Origin of the sequence: Pseudomonas syringae KCTC 12500 (assembly GCF_000507185.2) — a bacterium.
Lineage (GTDB): Bacteria > Pseudomonadota > Gammaproteobacteria > Pseudomonadales > Pseudomonadaceae > Aquipseudomonas > Aquipseudomonas syringae.
This window is the reverse complement of sequence record NZ_AYTM02000002.1, coordinates 5,325,505-5,340,231: the sequence shown is the minus strand read 5'-3', so window position 1 is coordinate 5,340,231 and position 14,727 is coordinate 5,325,505. Positions and strand designations below refer to the sequence as shown.

The window sequence follows — 14,727 nt, the reverse complement described above, 5'->3', positions numbered from 1 at the left end:
ACCGTTCTTTCAACGATCAGGAGCACTCATTGTGATCACGCGCCAATTGGGTCAACTCGGTCCGCAGGTTTCGGCCCTCGGGCTGGGCTGCATGGGAATGTCGGACTTCTACACCACCGGCATCGACGAAAAGGAATCCATCGCCACCTTGCACCGCGCGCTGGAGCTGGGTGTCACTTTTTTCGATACGGCGGACATGTACGGCCCGTACACCAACGAAGCCTTGCTTGGCCGTGCCCTCGAGGGCAAGCGTGAAGGTATCTACCTGGCCAGCAAGTTCGGCATCGTGCGTGGCGACGACCCGCATGCACGTGGCGTCAATGGCAGCCCGGCGTACATTCGCCAGTCCATCGACGCCAGTCTGAAGCGGCTGAACACCGATTACCTTGATCTCTATTATCAGCACCGCGTCGACCCCAACGTGCCCATCGAGGACACCATTGGCGCCATGGCCGAACTGGTCAAGGCTGGCAAGGTACGCCACATAGGTATTTGCGAAGCCAGTGCAGCGACCATCGAAAAGGCACACGCGGTGCACCCGCTGGCGGCTGTGCAGAGCGAGTACTCACTCTGGTCACGCGATCCTGAACAGGATGGCGTGCTTGCCACCTGCCGTCGTCTGGGCATTGCCTTCGTGGCGTATAGCCCGCTCGGTCGGGGGTTTCTGACCGGTGAATTGCGTACCCCGGACGATTTCGCGGCCGATGACTATCGTCGCTTCACCCCACGGTTTCAGGGCGAAAACTTCAATCGCAATCTGCAATTGGTCGAGAAGGTAAAAACACTGGCTACGGCCAGGGGCATCAGCGCATCACAACTGGCGCTGGCCTGGGTGCTTGCCCAGAGCGAGGACATCATTCCGATCCCCGGCACCAAGCAGCGCAAGTACCTGGAAAGCAATGTGGCCGCAGCTTCATTGACGCTGAGTGCCGATGACCTTGTCCAGCTGGAAGCGATTTTCCCGGCCCAGGGGTCGGCATCCGGGGAGCGTTATAACGCGGCGTCGATGAAGTCGCTCAACGGCTGAAAACCGTTGCGGTTCGACATCAGGTCGCTTCAGGGCAGGTCTGGGTGCCGTTGTTGAGGCCCTGCTTTTGATTCTTGTAATCGAGCGTGGCTTTACCATCGACCCATTTCAGGGTGACGACAACCACTGAGTCGAAATCGTCGTTTGTCCAGTCATCCAGCAGATTGATGCTCTTGCCGGACGCCTCTTCAGCAACCTTGTTGATCAGCTCCGGCAGGTAGCCGTGCGACCAGGCGGTGTAGATGACTGCGTTGTGGTACTTGTCCTGCATCAGTTCATCGGCCAGGTCTGCGGTGTCATTGGCACCGAAGTCGAGGTTGACGGGCAGACCCAGTTTGATTGCGCTGGGGCCTACCGTCATCAACGGACGAACATAGCTGTAGGACTGGTCGCCCTCACCCTCTTCCACATGTCGGCTCGGATTGGCAGCAAAAATGAAATCAGCCTTGCCGAATTCCCTGGGCAGGACTTCCGACAGTTCTATCGCCCGGTTGAGCCCCTGGCAGTTTAGTTGCCCCAGCCCCATGGCCGGTTTTTCGGCGTGACGAAGAAACACCAGTGTCTGGGTACCATTCTTGGGCTCTGCATGGACGCCTTTGCCCAAGGTGAAAAAGGCCAAGGCAGAAGCCACCAGCACGGAGGGGAAGAAGCACCACGCAAGACGGCGCTGAAGTCGGGTGATGGAAGGCATTTTCGGCATTTTCATTATTTTCTGAGTCCGGTGCGCATTTGAAAGGGGACAGCCATCTGGCTGGTGCGAATACGCAGGCTTGTGCAGCTCGCCCTGGAAATTTCTGCGGATCAGTCAAAAAGGGTCACGCGCGAATCTTAGTGCGCACATGTTTCGAAATTAAGAATGTGGACGATTAAGAGTGTCAAAAAACGATTCTGTTGCAATGCCGGCAAAAAAATCGTCTGACAAACAGAGAAAATGTCAAAAAATCGTCGAAAGAGGAGTCATCAGACCTGACTGTTTGCCTGGCAACAGCCATTCAACAGACCGCTGTCAGATCAACATCACGGACATCGGAAAGCCGCGTAAAACCCTTGAATTCAAGCACTCTGGTGTTTGGCATAGAGCGTGCAATATTCCTTTTCTGAATTTCACGCCCTGCGAACTGCCTGTTTTGGAATATACCAACCGGTCGCTGCGGCTCTAGTTTTCCTGACCTGGATGCCACTATGCCACAACCCCCCGTTTCTTTTCGGTTGCTGTCTCCCCGCGCGCTGATTCGCTGGATGGCGAGCACCTGTGTATTGGCGTTGAGCCTCAACGGTGCAGTTGAGGCCGCCGAGACCGCGCCTGCCGAAATCCGTCTGGACTACGCCTACTATTCGCCGGTCAGCCTGGCGCTCAAGCATTTTGGCTGGCTGGAGAAAGCCCTGCCGGAGGCGAAAGTCACCTGGGTGTTGAGCCAGGGCAGCAACCGCTCGCTGGAGTACCTGAACAGTGGCAGCGTCGACTTCGCTTCATCGGCCAGCCTGTCTGCCGTGCTGGCCCGGGCCAACGGCAGCCCGATCAAGTCGGTGTATGTCTACAGCCGTGCAGAATGGACGGCGCTGGTGGTGCGCAAGGATTCTCCCCTGCAATCAGTTGCCGAGCTCAAAGGCAAGAAAATAGCCGCCACCAAAGGCACCGACCCTTATCTGTTCACCTTGCGCGCGCTGCAGAAGGCCGGGCTGAAAAAGGATGATGTCGAGCTGCTGCACTTGCAGCATCCCGATGGGCGCACAGCCCTTGAAAAAGGTGACGTAGATGCCTGGGCAGGGCTTGACCCGCACATGGCGGCCAGTGAAATACAGTCCGGCTCGCGCCTGCTTTACCGCAACAAGGACTTCAACAGCTATGGCGTACTGAGCGTCACGGAAACCTACGCCAAGGAACATCCACAGGCGATCAGGACAGTATTGAGCGCTTATGAACAGGCTCGAGAATGGGCAGTGAAAAACCCTGATGAGCTGGTCAGGCTGCTGGCGACCGAGTCGGGCCTGCCGCTGGAAGTCGCCAGGCTGCAATTGACCCGCACAGACCTGAGCAACCCGCAACTGAGCGCGCAAGACGTCGAGGCGTCCAAGGCCGCAGCGCCGATTCTGGTCGCGGAGGACCTGGTGCGCAAGGGCGTCAATGTCGAGCAGGTCATCGATCAACTGATCACGCCTGAATTCTCCAAAGCCGTGATCGCCACTCCATGACCAGCCGGGACGAAACGTTGCCTGCATCAGCGCAGGCAGCAGTGCCGGACAAGGCGCAACCAACGCTTTGGCAGCGCTACCGAACGCCACTCAAGGGCCTGGTGGTGCCGGCGGTGATCATCGCCCTGCTGGAAATTATCGTCCGCATCGGCTGGCTGCCTGCCTACCAGATGCCAGCGCCCAGCGAGATCGTGCTGACCCTGCGCGACCTGGCGGACGGTGCGTTGTGGAAACACATCAGTGCCAGTCTGTTGCGTGTGCTCAGCGGGTTTGCGATCGGCGCGAGCCTGGCTCTGGTGTTTGCCGCGTGGGTGGGGCTCAGTCGTGAGGCAGAGGCGTATCTGGAGCCGACATTCGCCGGCCTTCGCTCCATTCCGAGTCTGGCGTGGGTGCCGCTTCTGCTGCTATGGCTGGGCATTGGCGAGACATCGAAAATCGTGCTGATTGCCATTGGTGCGTTCTTTCCGGTCTATCTAAACGGCGTGGCCGCGATTCGAGGCATTGACCGAAAGCTGGTGGAAGTCGGCCAGATGTATGGTTTGAGCCGCTATCGCCTGACCCGGCGCATTCTTCTGCCCGCCGCCCTGCCCGGCCTGTTTACCGGTTTGCGCAGCGGCATGAGCCTGTCGTGGATGTTTCTGGTGGCCGCCGAGCTGATCGCGGCCACCAAAGGCCTGGGCTACCTGCTCAGTGACGGGCGCGAAACCTCGCGCCCGGACATCGTGCTGGCGGCCATCATCGTTCTGGCGACCCTGGGCAAACTCAGCGACGGCCTGCTGGCAAGCCTGGAAAAACGCTTCCTGGCCTGGCGCGATACATTCAACGGGCAAAGCCGTGAGGGTTGATACATGCCGGAATCACTGATGGATATACGCGTCGAGCACAAGGCGTTCGCGGGCAATACCGTGCTGCACGGCATCGATCTGTCGCTGCAGTCAGGTGAAATCGTCAGCCTGCTGGGCCCCAGCGGCTGCGGCAAAAGCACGCTGTTGAGGATTGTCGCCGGACTGGAGCAGGATTTTCGTGGTTCGGTGCCGCGCATTCAGGGCGAAGTGGCGTTCGTGTTTCAAGAGCCGCGCCTGATGCCCTGGCTGACCGTCGCACAGAATATCGGTTTCAGTGACGATGACCGCTACGACCGCCACTGGGTCGGCCAATTGATCGAAGAAGTGGGCCTTTCCGGTTTTGCCGACGCCTTGCCCAAAGCGCTGTCAGGGGGCATGGCGCAGCGCGTGGCTATCGTGCGCGGCCTGTACTCGCACCCGGCGGTGTTGCTGCTGGATGAGCCTTTCAGCGCAGTCGATGCGTTTACCCGGATGAAGCTTCAGGACCTGCTGCTGCAACTGGCCGCGCGCCACGCCATCACCCTGTTGCTGGTGACCCATGATGTCGACGAGGCGTTGTACCTGAGCGACCGCGTGCTGGTGATGGGCAGCCGTCCCGGCACAATCACCCACCAATTGCCGATCGGGCTGCAGACGCCCAGGGATCGTCGCGATCCGCTGCTGGCCCGCTTGAAAGCTCAGGCGCTGACCGAACTGCAGCAGGCCCATGTCATCTGAACAGCGTTACTTGTCGGCCCTGAATGTGTCCCAGAGCTTCTCGCGCAACGTATCGATAGTTTCGGGGACCTGAGACATCACGAACAGGCGGCTCAGCATGTCGGCGTCCGGGTACACCGTGGTATCGGTCCACAGGCCTGGGCCGATAAGCGCGTCTGCCTTTTCATTGCCATTGGCGTAATGCACGGTATTGGTGATATTGGCGATCACTTCGGGGCGCAGCAGGTAATTCAGGAACGCGTAGGCCCCCTTGGTATCGGTGACGTCAGCCGGGATGGCGGCCATATCGAACCACATGGGCGCGCCCTCCTTCGGAACGACATAATCGATGGTGAAGCCATTGCCTTCTTTCTGCGCCTGCTCCTGAGCCTGGGAAATATCCCCGGAATAGCCCACCGCGACACAAATCCTGCCCTTCGCGAGGTCGGCGATGTAATCGGCAGAACTGAAATTGCGTATGTACGGCCGCACGCTGTCCAGTACCGCCTTTGCCTGGCGGTAGTCGTCAGGCACTTCGCTGTGTGGCGGCAAGCCAAGGTAATTCAAGGTGATCGGCAGCAGAGCCGGCGCGCTGTCGAGAAATACCACACCGCATTGGGCGAGCTTTTTCATGTTTTCCGGCTTGAGCACCAGATCCCAGGAATCGAGCGGTGCATCCTTGCCGAGGATGGCCTTGACCTTGGTTGAGTCATAGCCGATGCCGGTACTGCCCCACAGATAAGGGAAGCCATGCTGGTTACCGGGGTCACTGCCCTCCAGCGCCTTGAGCAGGACCGGGTTGAGGTTTTTCCAGTTGGGCAACTGCCGTTTGTCGAGGGTCTTGAGCAGTCCGCTCTGGATTTGTCGTCCCATGAAATGAATGGACGGAAAAACCACATCATGGCCCGAGTGGCCCGCCAGCAGTTTTGCGTTCAGCGCCTCATTGGTTTCAAAGGTTTCGTAAGTGGTCTTGAAGCCGGTGGCGACTTCGAAATTCTTCAGGGTGTCCGGCGCTATATAGTCCGTCCAGTTGTAGATATTGACCGTCTCCGCCGCGTGACTGGTCGAGGCCAGCAACATCAGTGCGGCAAGGGAGTTTCTCAGCATGTGCGGTTCCTCGGGTCAATAGCGACAGCTTGCCCCAGACCCGGCACGAAAACCATCTTCGTCACGGCAAATTCATTCCATTGAAAGGACTTGCGGCAGCGGCTCGGCAAATGCATGGAGCGTGCCCATTAATACCTTCTAATGACACCGGTCATATAATTGATTTTTTTGTGCTGCGTCATAAAAAATTTTTCCAGAACGGTGCTGGCAAATGCTATTTTCAGTGTTCGTCAGACCGCTCAGCGATCCTGCTGGAAAGCAACTTGACCGACCGATGATGCGCACCGCTGGTCATCGTCTCGTCATCACGGCTTTACCGGACGCATTCTGGCTGTCTGCCTACCCATTGGAGCAAAGGAAGTGCTCGATTGATTCAGGTGGGCCATCGTCATGACTAAAGTCACATTCCCCAATGCCTGCCAACTGATGCGCTGGCACTTCCACCCCGTGGGCTTTGAAGCCTCGATGGATGCGCCAGGGAGCATGATTGCGCGACTTTTCGACCGTGCCAGCGGTGAAACCGTGGTCGCCATTGCCGGCCTGCCCTGTTCAACGGTGATGAATGCCGCAGACGTGGAGCGCATCATCGAAGCCATAGAGGACGAGCTGGAATTATTCGGTACTCAGACGCAACGACAGATCGCCGGTTTTATCTGACATGAACGCATCAGCCAGCACGAACCCTGTTACGCAGGTCTTCGAAGAAAGGCTTGTCGCGGGCAATCCGGTCTGACGCTTTGGGCATCTGAACTGCGTCTCCCGAACTGGCGCTTTCATCGATATACCAATAACAGTGCCGTGCCGAGCGAGTAATGGCGACATAGGCCAGACGCAAGACTTCATCCTTCTGTGCGGTATCGAATGGCTGAAGATCACTCGCATCACCCAGCCCTGCCAACCGGTAAACCTGATTCTTGTAGGGCGAGACGGTCAGATGCTGACAATCGCCCAGCAAAAATACGGCATCCGCCTGCAAGCCCTTGGAACTGTGGTAGGTCAGCGTTCTGATACGGCGATTCTGCGCGCCATTTGCCGAATCGGCGTCAATCAATGCCTGCAGACGCGCCGAGAAGCGCGCCTTCTCGCTGCTCTTGCGGTACAGCAGCAGGATCGAGTCGCCATCGTGGTAATGCTCGGCGACCCGCTCGGCAAGCTCGTCCTCATCGCGATCCAGTACCTTGACCGGCAGCAGTTCCTGAAGCGGGCCACTGGCCCGGGCCTTCTTGCCCGGGATAGCCGGGGCCGCACGGACGATGTGCTCGGCGGCGTCGATGATGTGCTGGTGACTGCGGAAGTTGTCACTGAGCATGACCCTGGTGGTCGCCGGGGAGGAAAACTCCTTTGCGAACTCCATGAAGTACTTCGGCGAACTGCCGCGCCAGCCGTAGATCGATTGCCAATCGTCACCAACACACAGCAGCGACGAGTGCTGAGCGATGCGGCCTGTGTGCAATGCCGGACCACGACGCCTGATTTCGCGCAGGCTGGCGCGTAGCCATGAAACGATCTGCGGCGAGACATCCTGGAACTCGTCGATCATCAAATGCGCGAGAGGTCTGAGCATCGGGTCACTGACGTGCTTGAGGTTCTCGGGAGACGTTTCGCCGAACAAGGCAAACATGCGGTTGTAGGTCATGATCGGCGGCGATTGAGCCAGCAGGTGCGTTTCGAAGGCTTTCCAGAACAGGCTGAGCGCTTCGAAGAAGAAACGGTCCGGGTCATCGCTGGCAAAACTCATCTCGGACACGGCGCTCGGCACATCCAGCTCGAGGTTCTCGATAAAGCTGGCAGCCGTGACAAAACAGTCCAGCAAGGGTGCCGCACCGAGCTCGCCCTTGACCCGGTAGTCGAATCCGGGCCCCGCGGCGGCTTCCCCTGCCAGCGATTGCAAAACCTCGCTAGCCGACTGGTAGTTATCCATCCATATCAATGGCTTACTGCAGAAAGCTTGAAACAGTGTGCGCTTTATGACGCCTTCTGCCCACACCGGCAATTTGGCGCCCGGCCGCTTGAGTTGCTGGTCCTCACTGGCGTCCAGACCCAGCACGACCCAGGCATCCAGCTCGGCGATATAGCCGTGAAACGAAAACGGAAAACCATTTATTTCAACAGCTTGGCGCATGGGCTCAATGCCCTTTATAGGCCAGGCCCCAGCGCGGATCCACAAGTCTTCAACGGTATCGCACCACTCTTCATCGCGTTTCGAGGACAGCTCGGTCACCGCGACCCGTTTCTGCACATCAGGGTGATCGCGGTCCAGTTCCTTGAGCTGCAGGGCATGGCGATATAACGGCGCCATGACTTCGCGAAAACGCTCGTTACCGGCGTACAGATCGCGATAGCAGAGATTGAGTTGCTGGCGCTGCGCATCGTTGATACGCAAGTCGAAGGGGTTGCTGTCCACCTCTTCCAGCCCGGACGACTGGCTGCTCAGGTTCTCGAACGCGCGCAGCTGCTCAAACCCCGGCAGGCTGCGCACCAGCGGCAGAATGCGCGAATGGAAGGTGCGTACCAGCTCGCGCGCCTGCTTTTGCTCCAGCACATGCCCCCACAGGGCCATGACGTCGATCAGTTTGCTGATGAAGTCCTTGCGCGACTCACGGGTGAAGGTCACCACCGTCATGGCGTTCAGTTCGAAGCCCAGGTAGTGATGCAGCAGCAGAATCCGCAGGACCAGCGACGTGGACTTGCCCGCGCCTGCCCCGGCAATCACGTAGGTAGACGGCGTATCGCTGAAAATCATCTTCCACTGGGCCGCGCTGGGCTGGGCATGTGCGGGGAGTTTTTCGGCGACGTCGGCCTTGATGCGCTTTTTCAGCTCAGGCGTAAGCGCCAGCCGCCAGTCGTCGAACAAATGATCGTCGACCTTGGGGCCACGATGCCGGGCTGGCCGGGTATCGTTGATGACCAGCACCTGGCGGCCCGACTCCTGGCCATCCAGGTAACCCTCTTCATAGCCTTCACGCACGCCTTCGATGTGGCCGTTCAGATAACCGTCGGCATGCCCCTGCGACCATGAGGGCGCGTGCTGCGAGCGCAGTCCGGTAAGACTGCGCCCCATCAGCCGCGCCAACAGGCGTCGAAAAAACGGCAATTGCCGGGGCGGTACAAGGTCGACATCCAGGTCATGAGGAAGCGCAGAAGGCAGGTCGTCAGGCACGCAGACTCCGGTGGTGGGCTCGCAGGCGAAAAGGTCGCCTATGGTGGCCGGATTTTCGCGCAGGTTCCAGCGAAATGCTTGTCTGTCAGTGTGTTAGCCGATCAACTGCATGTTCCTTGGCAAGTGCTATCAGACTGGCATGACCGACTTGGGTACCAGCGCGCCTGGATGCTGGATCACGATACTGGCCAGGCGATGCCCTGCTTCCGCCGCCTGCAGCGGGTGTTGACCCGTGAGCCGGGCCGCGAGATAACCAGCACTGAAGGAGTCACCCGCAGCCGTGGTATCGACCACACGCTCGACCTTCTGCGCTGCGATTTCGAAACGTTCGCCGCCGGCTTCAACGAGACAGCTCTGCGCGCCACGTTTGACGACGATTTCACCGATGCCGCGCCCACGATAGGCGGCCAGCAGTTGTTCGCTGTCGGCATAGCCATACAGTGCCTGCTCGTCGTCTTCGGTCAGCAAGGCCAGATCCACATGCTGCAGACACGCACGGTAGGCTTCGCGGGCCTGCTCGGCACTGGCCCACAGCCGCGGACGATAGTTGTTGTCGAAGGCGACCCTGACACCGCGCCGACGCGCGCACGCCAATGCCTCCAGCAGTTTGGCACGCCCCTGCTCGCCAAGCACTGCCAAGGTAATGCCGCTGAAATACAGCACGTCATAGCTGGCCAGCGCTGCCAGGATCGGCTCGGCCGCCGGGGTCATGAAGCAGTCCCGCACGGCAGCTTCGTTGCGCCAGTAGAGAAAGCGCCGCTCACCATTGGCGTCGGTCTGGATGCAGTAGAGTCCCGGCAAGCGTCCGGGCAGGCGCTGCACCTTGCCCAGACCGATGCCCTCGTCCGTCCAGATGCGGCACATCGCATCGCTGAAGCTGTCCTCACCCAGTGCCGTGACGTAGTCGACCTTGGCCCGCTCACCCAGCAATCGGGAAAGGTAGACCGCCGTATTGAGCGTGTCGCCGCCGAAGCTCTGGCGCAGGCTGCCATCAGCATGCTGTTGCAGTTCGATCATGCATTCGCCGATCAGGGCGACCCGTGGAAGGCTCATGTGAAGATACTCCTGCAAATACTTATCTAGAAATACGTACTGAAAGGTTCTATCACCCGCAGATCATTATCCACCAGGCAACCTGAACGCCACTTGTCGAACGTCAGACACGGGTGCGAGGTGCCGAAGGAAATGATATCGCCGACCTTCAACTCACATCCGGGTGCGACAGTCATGAATGCGTGCTGGTCCATGACGGCCGTCACCTTGCAGGTGCTCACATCGTCGCCAGCCGATTGCACGCCTGGCTTGTAACGCAGCAGCGGGTTGGGCAACCCGGCGTCGTAGGCAACATCGCGCTTTCCCATGGCAATCACTGCAAAGCCCGGTTCCGGCATGGATTGCACATGCGCCCAGACTTCCAGGGCAGGCCGCAGCGCTTCGCTCAATTCGGCGCGCCGATCCAGCACGCAGCACTGCGCGTCCTTGTAGATGCCGTGGTCATGCACCACATAGCTGCCAGGTCGCAGCACGCTGAGGAAGCGCTCGCGAACAGCCTGGGCGTCGAATGCTTCGGCGATCAGGTCATACCAGGCCGAGCCGGACGCAGTGACGATCGGGCGATCCAGAGCGAAGGCGCCCTTGTCCTGCAGGTCGACAGCCAAGCGCACCAGCGATGCGGCAAAGGCCTTGATGCCTTGGATGGCGTGATCGCCATGGATCACGCCCTCGTACCCCTCGATGCCTGTCAATGCCAGCGCCGATTGAGCCAGAACAGCGTCGGCCAGCGCCAGCACCTGCTCTTCGCTACGGCAGCCGCAGCGCCCGCCGGGTACGCCGTATTCGATCATCACGTTCAAACGCAGGCCACGCGCAGCGAAAAACTCGCCCAGCGCGGCGACATTGTCCGGATGGTCGACCATGCAGTGAAACTCGAACATGGGGTCAGCCAGCATGTCGGCAACGATTGCCATGTTCGGCGCACCGACCAACTGGTTGGCCATCAGCACCCGGCGCACGCCATGCGCATAAGCGGCCTGCGTCTGGACTGCCGTGGCGAGGGTCATGCCCCATGCGCCCGCGTCCAGTTGCCGGCGAAACAGCGCGGGCACCATGCTGGTCTTGCCGTGCGGTGCCAGCTCTGCGCCGCTGTCGCTGACAAACTGCTGCATCCAGCGAATATTGTGTTGCAGCGCGTGATTATGAATCACCAGTGCGGGCAGGCTGACATCACTGACCAGGCTGTCACCCGGCTGCGCAGTACCCTTGTCCATTACGGCGGTGCTCATCGGTAATCTCCTGCGTTTATTCATTGATACGCCGAGCCAGGCCATTGGCGCTGTCGATCAGCACCCGCCGGTAGTCGTCGTAGTGGGTCTTGGCGTCGGCACGCGGCGCGACGATGCACAGCGTGGCGATACACTGACCGTGTTCGTTATTCACGGGGGCGGCGAAGCAATGGGTGAAGGTGTCAGCCACGCTATTGAAGGAAAAGAATCCCTCCTCGCCGGCTTTGCGGATTTCCCGAAGAAAGGTCTCCAGCGGCAGACGTTCGCCACCCGGCAGAATGAAATCGTCGGGGTCGATCAGGTCGATGATTTGCTGATCGCTCAAGTGGTTGAGCAAAAGACGCCCGGACGCCGTCCATGGGATGGGCGCGTTTTCGCCGATGTCCGAAGAAATCCTGAAATGACGCTCACCCTCCTTCATCAGCGCCACGGTGTATTTCCGGCCATTGAGCAGGCACATCTGCGCAGTTTCCCGCGTCTGGCTGACGATCTCGCACAAGCAGGCTTCGGCCTCGCGAGTGAAATCGAAGTGCCGCAAGTGTGCCTGCCCCAGGAAATACAACTGACGGCCAAGATAGACATGCCCGTCCTTGCCCACTGTCTCCAGAATCCGCCGTTCCAGCAGCGATGCCACCAGCTCGTAAACCGTCGATTTGGGGCTGCCGATCCCGCTGGCAATCTCATTGGGGCGCATGGGCCTGGCCTTTTCCTTGAGAAAATCCAGGATATCGAACGCCCGGTCCAGTCCACGTGCCCGGCGCTTGATAGTGTCTTCGGTCATGAGGCTCATTCCTTGGGAAAGCGGCAAGCCAAAAGCCTCAGGTGATCGGGCTCGCGGCTTGCAACATGTAGCTGCAGCTCTGCTACTTGCGTTTGTAGGCAATACAGTCGATTTCGACCTTGCAGTCGACCATCATGCTTGCCTGAACGCAAGCGCGTGCCGGTGCATGCTCGGGGGTGAAGTACTCACCGAACACCTTGTTGAAACTCCAGAAGTCCCGTGGGTCCTCCAGCCATACGCCGACCCGGATCACATCCTTGAGCGCATAACCGGCCTCCTCAAGAATTGCGATCAGGTTGCGCATGGTCTGATGCGTCTGCTCAACGATGCCGCCGACGATGATCTCGCCATCCTGCGCAGGTACCTGGCCGGAAACGTGCAACCAGCCGTCAGCCTCGACTGCGCGAGCGAATGGGCGTGGCTGGCCGCCTCCTGCTGTGCTGCCAGCGCCATAACGGGTAATAGTCATGAGTTTTTCCTTGTCTTGAAGCATTAAACGTAATGAAGGTTTAAAAACGGATGTTCTTGAGAAACTCGCTCAAGCGCGCCGACTTCGGCTGTTCGAACAAGGCCTTGGGTGGCCCCTGCTCTTCGATGCGGCCCTGATTCATGAACACGATTTGGTCCGACACTTCGTAGGCGAAACGCATTTCGTGCGTCACCAGCAGCATGGTCATGCCCTCCTCGGCCAGGTCCTTGATGACGCTCAGCACTTCGCCCACCAGTTCCGGATCGAGTGCCGAAGTGACTTCGTCAAACAACATCAGGCTGGGGTTCATGGCAATGGCACGGGCAATCGCCACACGCTGCTGCTGGCCGCCGGACAACTGACCGGGGAAATGATTGCGCCGCTCCAGCAGGCCGACCCGGTCCAGCCACTTTTCGGCCAGCGCAACGGCCTGATCCTTGGGCATCTTCTTGACCTTGAGCAAACCCAAGGTGACGTTCTGCAAGGCGCTGAGGTGCGGAAACAGGTTGAATTGCTGGAAGGCCATGCCGGTCATTGCCCGGTGTTGCGCGATCAGACGCTCCGGATGGCGGGTGCGCTTGCCGTCTACGTTGCTGTAACCGATGTCCTGCCCTTCAAGACGGATATGCCCGCCCTGAAACTCTTCCAGCAGGTTGACGCAGCGCAGCAAGGTGGTCTTGCCCGAACCGCTGGAACCGATCAGGGTCACGACATTGCCTTTCTGCATGCGCAGATCGACACCCTTGAGCACCTCCACTGCGCCGTAGGATTTATGCAGGCCCTCGATGCTGAGCAGCGCCGGGCCGGGGTTATGAGTCTGTGTCATGGCAATGCCACCCGTTTTTCGATTTGCCGCCCAAGAAGCTCGATGGCGTAGTTGATGAGAAAGAACAGGAAACCTGCAAACAGGTAAAACTCCAGGGTCATGAACGTGCGCGCAATCACCTGTTGGGTGCTGAGCAGCAGTTCAGCCACACCGATCACCGAAAGCAGCGTTGACGCCTTGACGATCTCGGTCGAGGAGTTGACCCAGGTCGGCAGGATCTGGCGCATGGCCTGAGGCAGCAACACGTAGCGCAGCGACTGATTGAAGCGCAGACCGATGGCCTTGCCGGCTTCCAGTTGGCCACGGGGAATGGCCTGCAGGGCGCCACGCACGATTTCCGAAACGTGAGAGCCGCAAAACAGCGTCAAGCCAATTGCGCCGGCCTGAAACGCGCTGATCTGCCAACCCAGCGCCGGCACCATGTAAAAGACCGCCAGCACCAGCACGAACACCGGAGTCCCGCGAATCAGATCCACATAGAGCCGAATCGGCAAGCGGGCGAAAAAACCGCCGTAGGTCAGCACCAGACCGGCCAGCATGCCGATCAGCGTACCTGCGGCAATCGCCAGCGCCGAGCACTGGATACTGGTCAGAAAGCCTGACCAGAGTACTTCCCGCGCATTCCACAATTCCTGCAGCCAGCCAGGGGGTTGATACATGACAGCCTCCTAGCGGCGAATCGCCAGACGTTGTTCGAGAGTGCGCAAAAGCAGAGCGATCACGTAGCAGGCCACCACATAGAGTGCAGTGGTCACCAGCCAGGTTTCGATCACCCGGTAGCTTTCGACGTTGATCTTGCGCGCGTAATAGGTCAGCTCCGGCACGGCAATGGCGGCCGCCAGCGAGGTGTCCTTGAACAGCGAAATGAAGTTGTTGGAGAGTGCCGGCAATACATTGCGCAGCATGACCGGCACGATGATGTAGGCCCGCACCTGCCATTCGCCCAGACCGATCGCCAGCCCCGCTTCGCGCTGTCCCTTGTGGATGCTCAGCAGCCCGGCACGGAACACTTCGGTCAGATAGGCACCGGCGTACAGCGACAGGGTGACGATGAATGACGCCAGCTTGTCGAGTCGAATACCCAGCCCGGGCAACGCGAAATAGATCAGCAGGATCAACACCAGAATCGGAGTGTTGCGCACCACGGTCACGTAGATCGACGCGACGATACGCAACGCCTTGTAACGTGACAGCAGCGCAAATGCGTTAGCCAGCCCGATCACACAGCCAATCGCGATCGAGATCAGGGCCAGTTCCAGGCCAAGGCCCAACCCCGCCAGAAGACTGGGGAAGTCGCGCCATACAGCATCAAAATTCAATTGGTAATTCATGCTTGCCCGT

At 59.3% G+C, this 14,727-nt stretch carries 15 protein-coding genes; 5 read left to right on the top strand and 10 right to left on the bottom strand.

From position 1 onward, the window contains the following. Positions 1-31 precede the first annotated feature (31 nt). Complete coding sequence (locus tag V476_RS23865; RefSeq protein ID WP_024960876.1) at positions 32-1,027, top strand: aldo/keto reductase; 996 nt, start codon at positions 32-34, stop codon at positions 1,025-1,027. 19 nt (positions 1,028-1,046) lie between these two features. Here V476_RS23865 and V476_RS23860 read toward each other — a convergent pair whose 3' ends face one another. Then, on the bottom strand, positions 1,047-1,733 hold the full coding sequence (locus V476_RS23860; RefSeq protein ID WP_024960875.1) for a hypothetical protein: 687 nt from the start codon (positions 1,731-1,733) through the stop codon (positions 1,047-1,049). Positions 1,734-2,209: 476 nt separating this feature from the next. Here V476_RS23860 and V476_RS23855 point away from each other — a divergent pair, with 476 nt between their 5' ends. The 3 genes from V476_RS23855 to V476_RS23845 are packed head-to-tail and all read left to right on the top strand — an operon-like array spanning position 2,210 to position 4,782. After that, positions 2,210-3,220 (top strand): aliphatic sulfonate ABC transporter substrate-binding protein, encoded by a 1,011-nt coding sequence (locus V476_RS23855; protein WP_024960874.1) that lies wholly within the window; start codon positions 2,210-2,212, stop codon positions 3,218-3,220. Further along, on the top strand, positions 3,217-4,065 hold the full coding sequence (locus V476_RS23850; RefSeq protein WP_016568103.1) for an ABC transporter permease: 849 nt from the start codon (positions 3,217-3,219) through the stop codon (positions 4,063-4,065). The genes V476_RS23855 and V476_RS23850 overlap by 4 nt, the downstream gene beginning before the upstream one ends. A 3-nt stretch (positions 4,066-4,068) precedes the next feature. Beyond that, positions 4,069-4,782, top strand: a complete 714-nt coding sequence (locus V476_RS23845; RefSeq protein WP_024960873.1) for an ABC transporter ATP-binding protein — start codon at positions 4,069-4,071, stop codon at positions 4,780-4,782. A 6-nt stretch (positions 4,783-4,788) separates the two neighbouring features. Here V476_RS23845 and V476_RS23840 read toward each other — a convergent pair whose 3' ends face one another. Then, the gene (locus V476_RS23840; protein ID WP_024960872.1) at positions 4,789-5,868 is read right to left on the bottom strand and encodes a polyamine ABC transporter substrate-binding protein; all 1,080 of its coding nucleotides are present in this window, start codon (positions 5,866-5,868) and stop codon (positions 4,789-4,791) included. A 390-nt stretch (positions 5,869-6,258) separates the two neighbouring features. On the opposite strand from V476_RS23840, the gene V476_RS23835 reads away from it, so the two are divergent. Continuing rightward, positions 6,259-6,525 (top strand): DUF1652 domain-containing protein, encoded by a 267-nt coding sequence (locus V476_RS23835; protein WP_003420677.1) that lies wholly within the window; start codon positions 6,259-6,261, stop codon positions 6,523-6,525. A 10-nt stretch (positions 6,526-6,535) separates the two neighbouring features. On the opposite strand, the gene V476_RS23830 is transcribed toward V476_RS23835, so the two are convergent. The 8 genes from V476_RS23830 to V476_RS23795 all read right to left on the bottom strand — a co-directional run bounded on the left by V476_RS23830 (position 6,536) and on the right by V476_RS23795 (position 14,717). Beyond that, positions 6,536-9,028 carry a UvrD-helicase domain-containing protein gene (locus tag V476_RS23830; RefSeq protein ID WP_024960871.1) on the bottom strand — a complete coding sequence of 831 codons (2,493 nt, stop codon included), beginning with the start codon at positions 9,026-9,028 and terminating at the stop codon, positions 6,536-6,538. Positions 9,029-9,157: 129 nt separating this feature from the next. After that, entirely contained in the window at positions 9,158-10,081 is a 924-nt protein-coding gene (kdgK, locus tag V476_RS23825; RefSeq protein WP_024960870.1) for a 2-dehydro-3-deoxygluconokinase, read from the bottom strand. Positions 10,082-10,107: 26 nt separating this feature from the next. Then, positions 10,108-11,310: an amino acid deaminase gene (locus V476_RS23820; RefSeq protein WP_024960869.1), complete on the bottom strand. Its 1,203-nt coding sequence runs from the start codon at positions 11,308-11,310 to the stop codon at positions 10,108-10,110. Between the two features lie 16 nt (positions 11,311-11,326). Beyond that, positions 11,327-12,091, bottom strand: coding sequence for an IclR family transcriptional regulator (locus V476_RS23815; protein ID WP_024960868.1), 765 nt, complete (start codon positions 12,089-12,091; stop codon positions 11,327-11,329). An 82-nt stretch (positions 12,092-12,173) separates the two neighbouring features. Then, the gene (locus V476_RS23810; protein WP_003317642.1) at positions 12,174-12,560 is read right to left on the bottom strand and encodes a RidA family protein; all 387 of its coding nucleotides are present in this window, start codon (positions 12,558-12,560) and stop codon (positions 12,174-12,176) included. A gap of 40 nt (positions 12,561-12,600) precedes the next feature. After that, the gene (locus V476_RS23805; RefSeq protein ID WP_003345505.1) at positions 12,601-13,386 is read right to left on the bottom strand and encodes an amino acid ABC transporter ATP-binding protein; all 786 of its coding nucleotides are present in this window, start codon (positions 13,384-13,386) and stop codon (positions 12,601-12,603) included. Continuing rightward, a complete protein-coding gene (locus V476_RS23800) occupies positions 13,383-14,045 on the bottom strand; it encodes an amino acid ABC transporter permease (RefSeq protein ID WP_003304383.1) in 663 nt (220 codons plus the stop codon). The genes V476_RS23805 and V476_RS23800 overlap by 4 nt, the downstream gene beginning before the upstream one ends. Positions 14,046-14,054: 9 nt before the next feature. Continuing rightward, positions 14,055-14,717: an amino acid ABC transporter permease gene (locus V476_RS23795; protein WP_003345502.1), complete on the bottom strand. Its 663-nt coding sequence runs from the start codon at positions 14,715-14,717 to the stop codon at positions 14,055-14,057. Positions 14,718-14,727: the final 10 nt, after the last annotated feature.

Coding starts and splice junctions, on each gene's coding strand:
- V476_RS23860 (WP_024960875.1), bottom strand. CDS start 1,733: ATGAAAATGCCGAAAATGCCTTCCATCACCCGACTTCAGCGCCGTCTT.
- V476_RS23855 (WP_024960874.1), top strand. CDS start 2,210: ATGCCACAACCCCCCGTTTCTTTTCGGTTGCTGTCTCCCCGCGCGCTG.
- V476_RS23850 (WP_016568103.1), top strand. CDS start 3,217: ATGACCAGCCGGGACGAAACGTTGCCTGCATCAGCGCAGGCAGCAGTG.
- V476_RS23845 (WP_024960873.1), top strand. CDS start 4,069: ATGCCGGAATCACTGATGGATATACGCGTCGAGCACAAGGCGTTCGCG.
- V476_RS23840 (WP_024960872.1), bottom strand. CDS start 5,868: ATGCTGAGAAACTCCCTTGCCGCACTGATGTTGCTGGCCTCGACCAGT.
- V476_RS23835 (WP_003420677.1), top strand. CDS start 6,259: ATGACTAAAGTCACATTCCCCAATGCCTGCCAACTGATGCGCTGGCAC.
- kdgK (WP_024960870.1), bottom strand. CDS start 10,081: ATGAGCCTTCCACGGGTCGCCCTGATCGGCGAATGCATGATCGAACTG.
- V476_RS23820 (WP_024960869.1), bottom strand. CDS start 11,310: ATGAGCACCGCCGTAATGGACAAGGGTACTGCGCAGCCGGGTGACAGC.
- V476_RS23815 (WP_024960868.1), bottom strand. CDS start 12,091: ATGACCGAAGACACTATCAAGCGCCGGGCACGTGGACTGGACCGGGCG.
- V476_RS23810 (WP_003317642.1), bottom strand. CDS start 12,560: ATGACTATTACCCGTTATGGCGCTGGCAGCACAGCAGGAGGCGGCCAG.
- V476_RS23805 (WP_003345505.1), bottom strand. CDS start 13,386: ATGACACAGACTCATAACCCCGGCCCGGCGCTGCTCAGCATCGAGGGC.
- V476_RS23800 (WP_003304383.1), bottom strand. CDS start 14,045: ATGTATCAACCCCCTGGCTGGCTGCAGGAATTGTGGAATGCGCGGGAA.
- V476_RS23795 (WP_003345502.1), bottom strand. CDS start 14,717: ATGAATTACCAATTGAATTTTGATGCTGTATGGCGCGACTTCCCCAGT.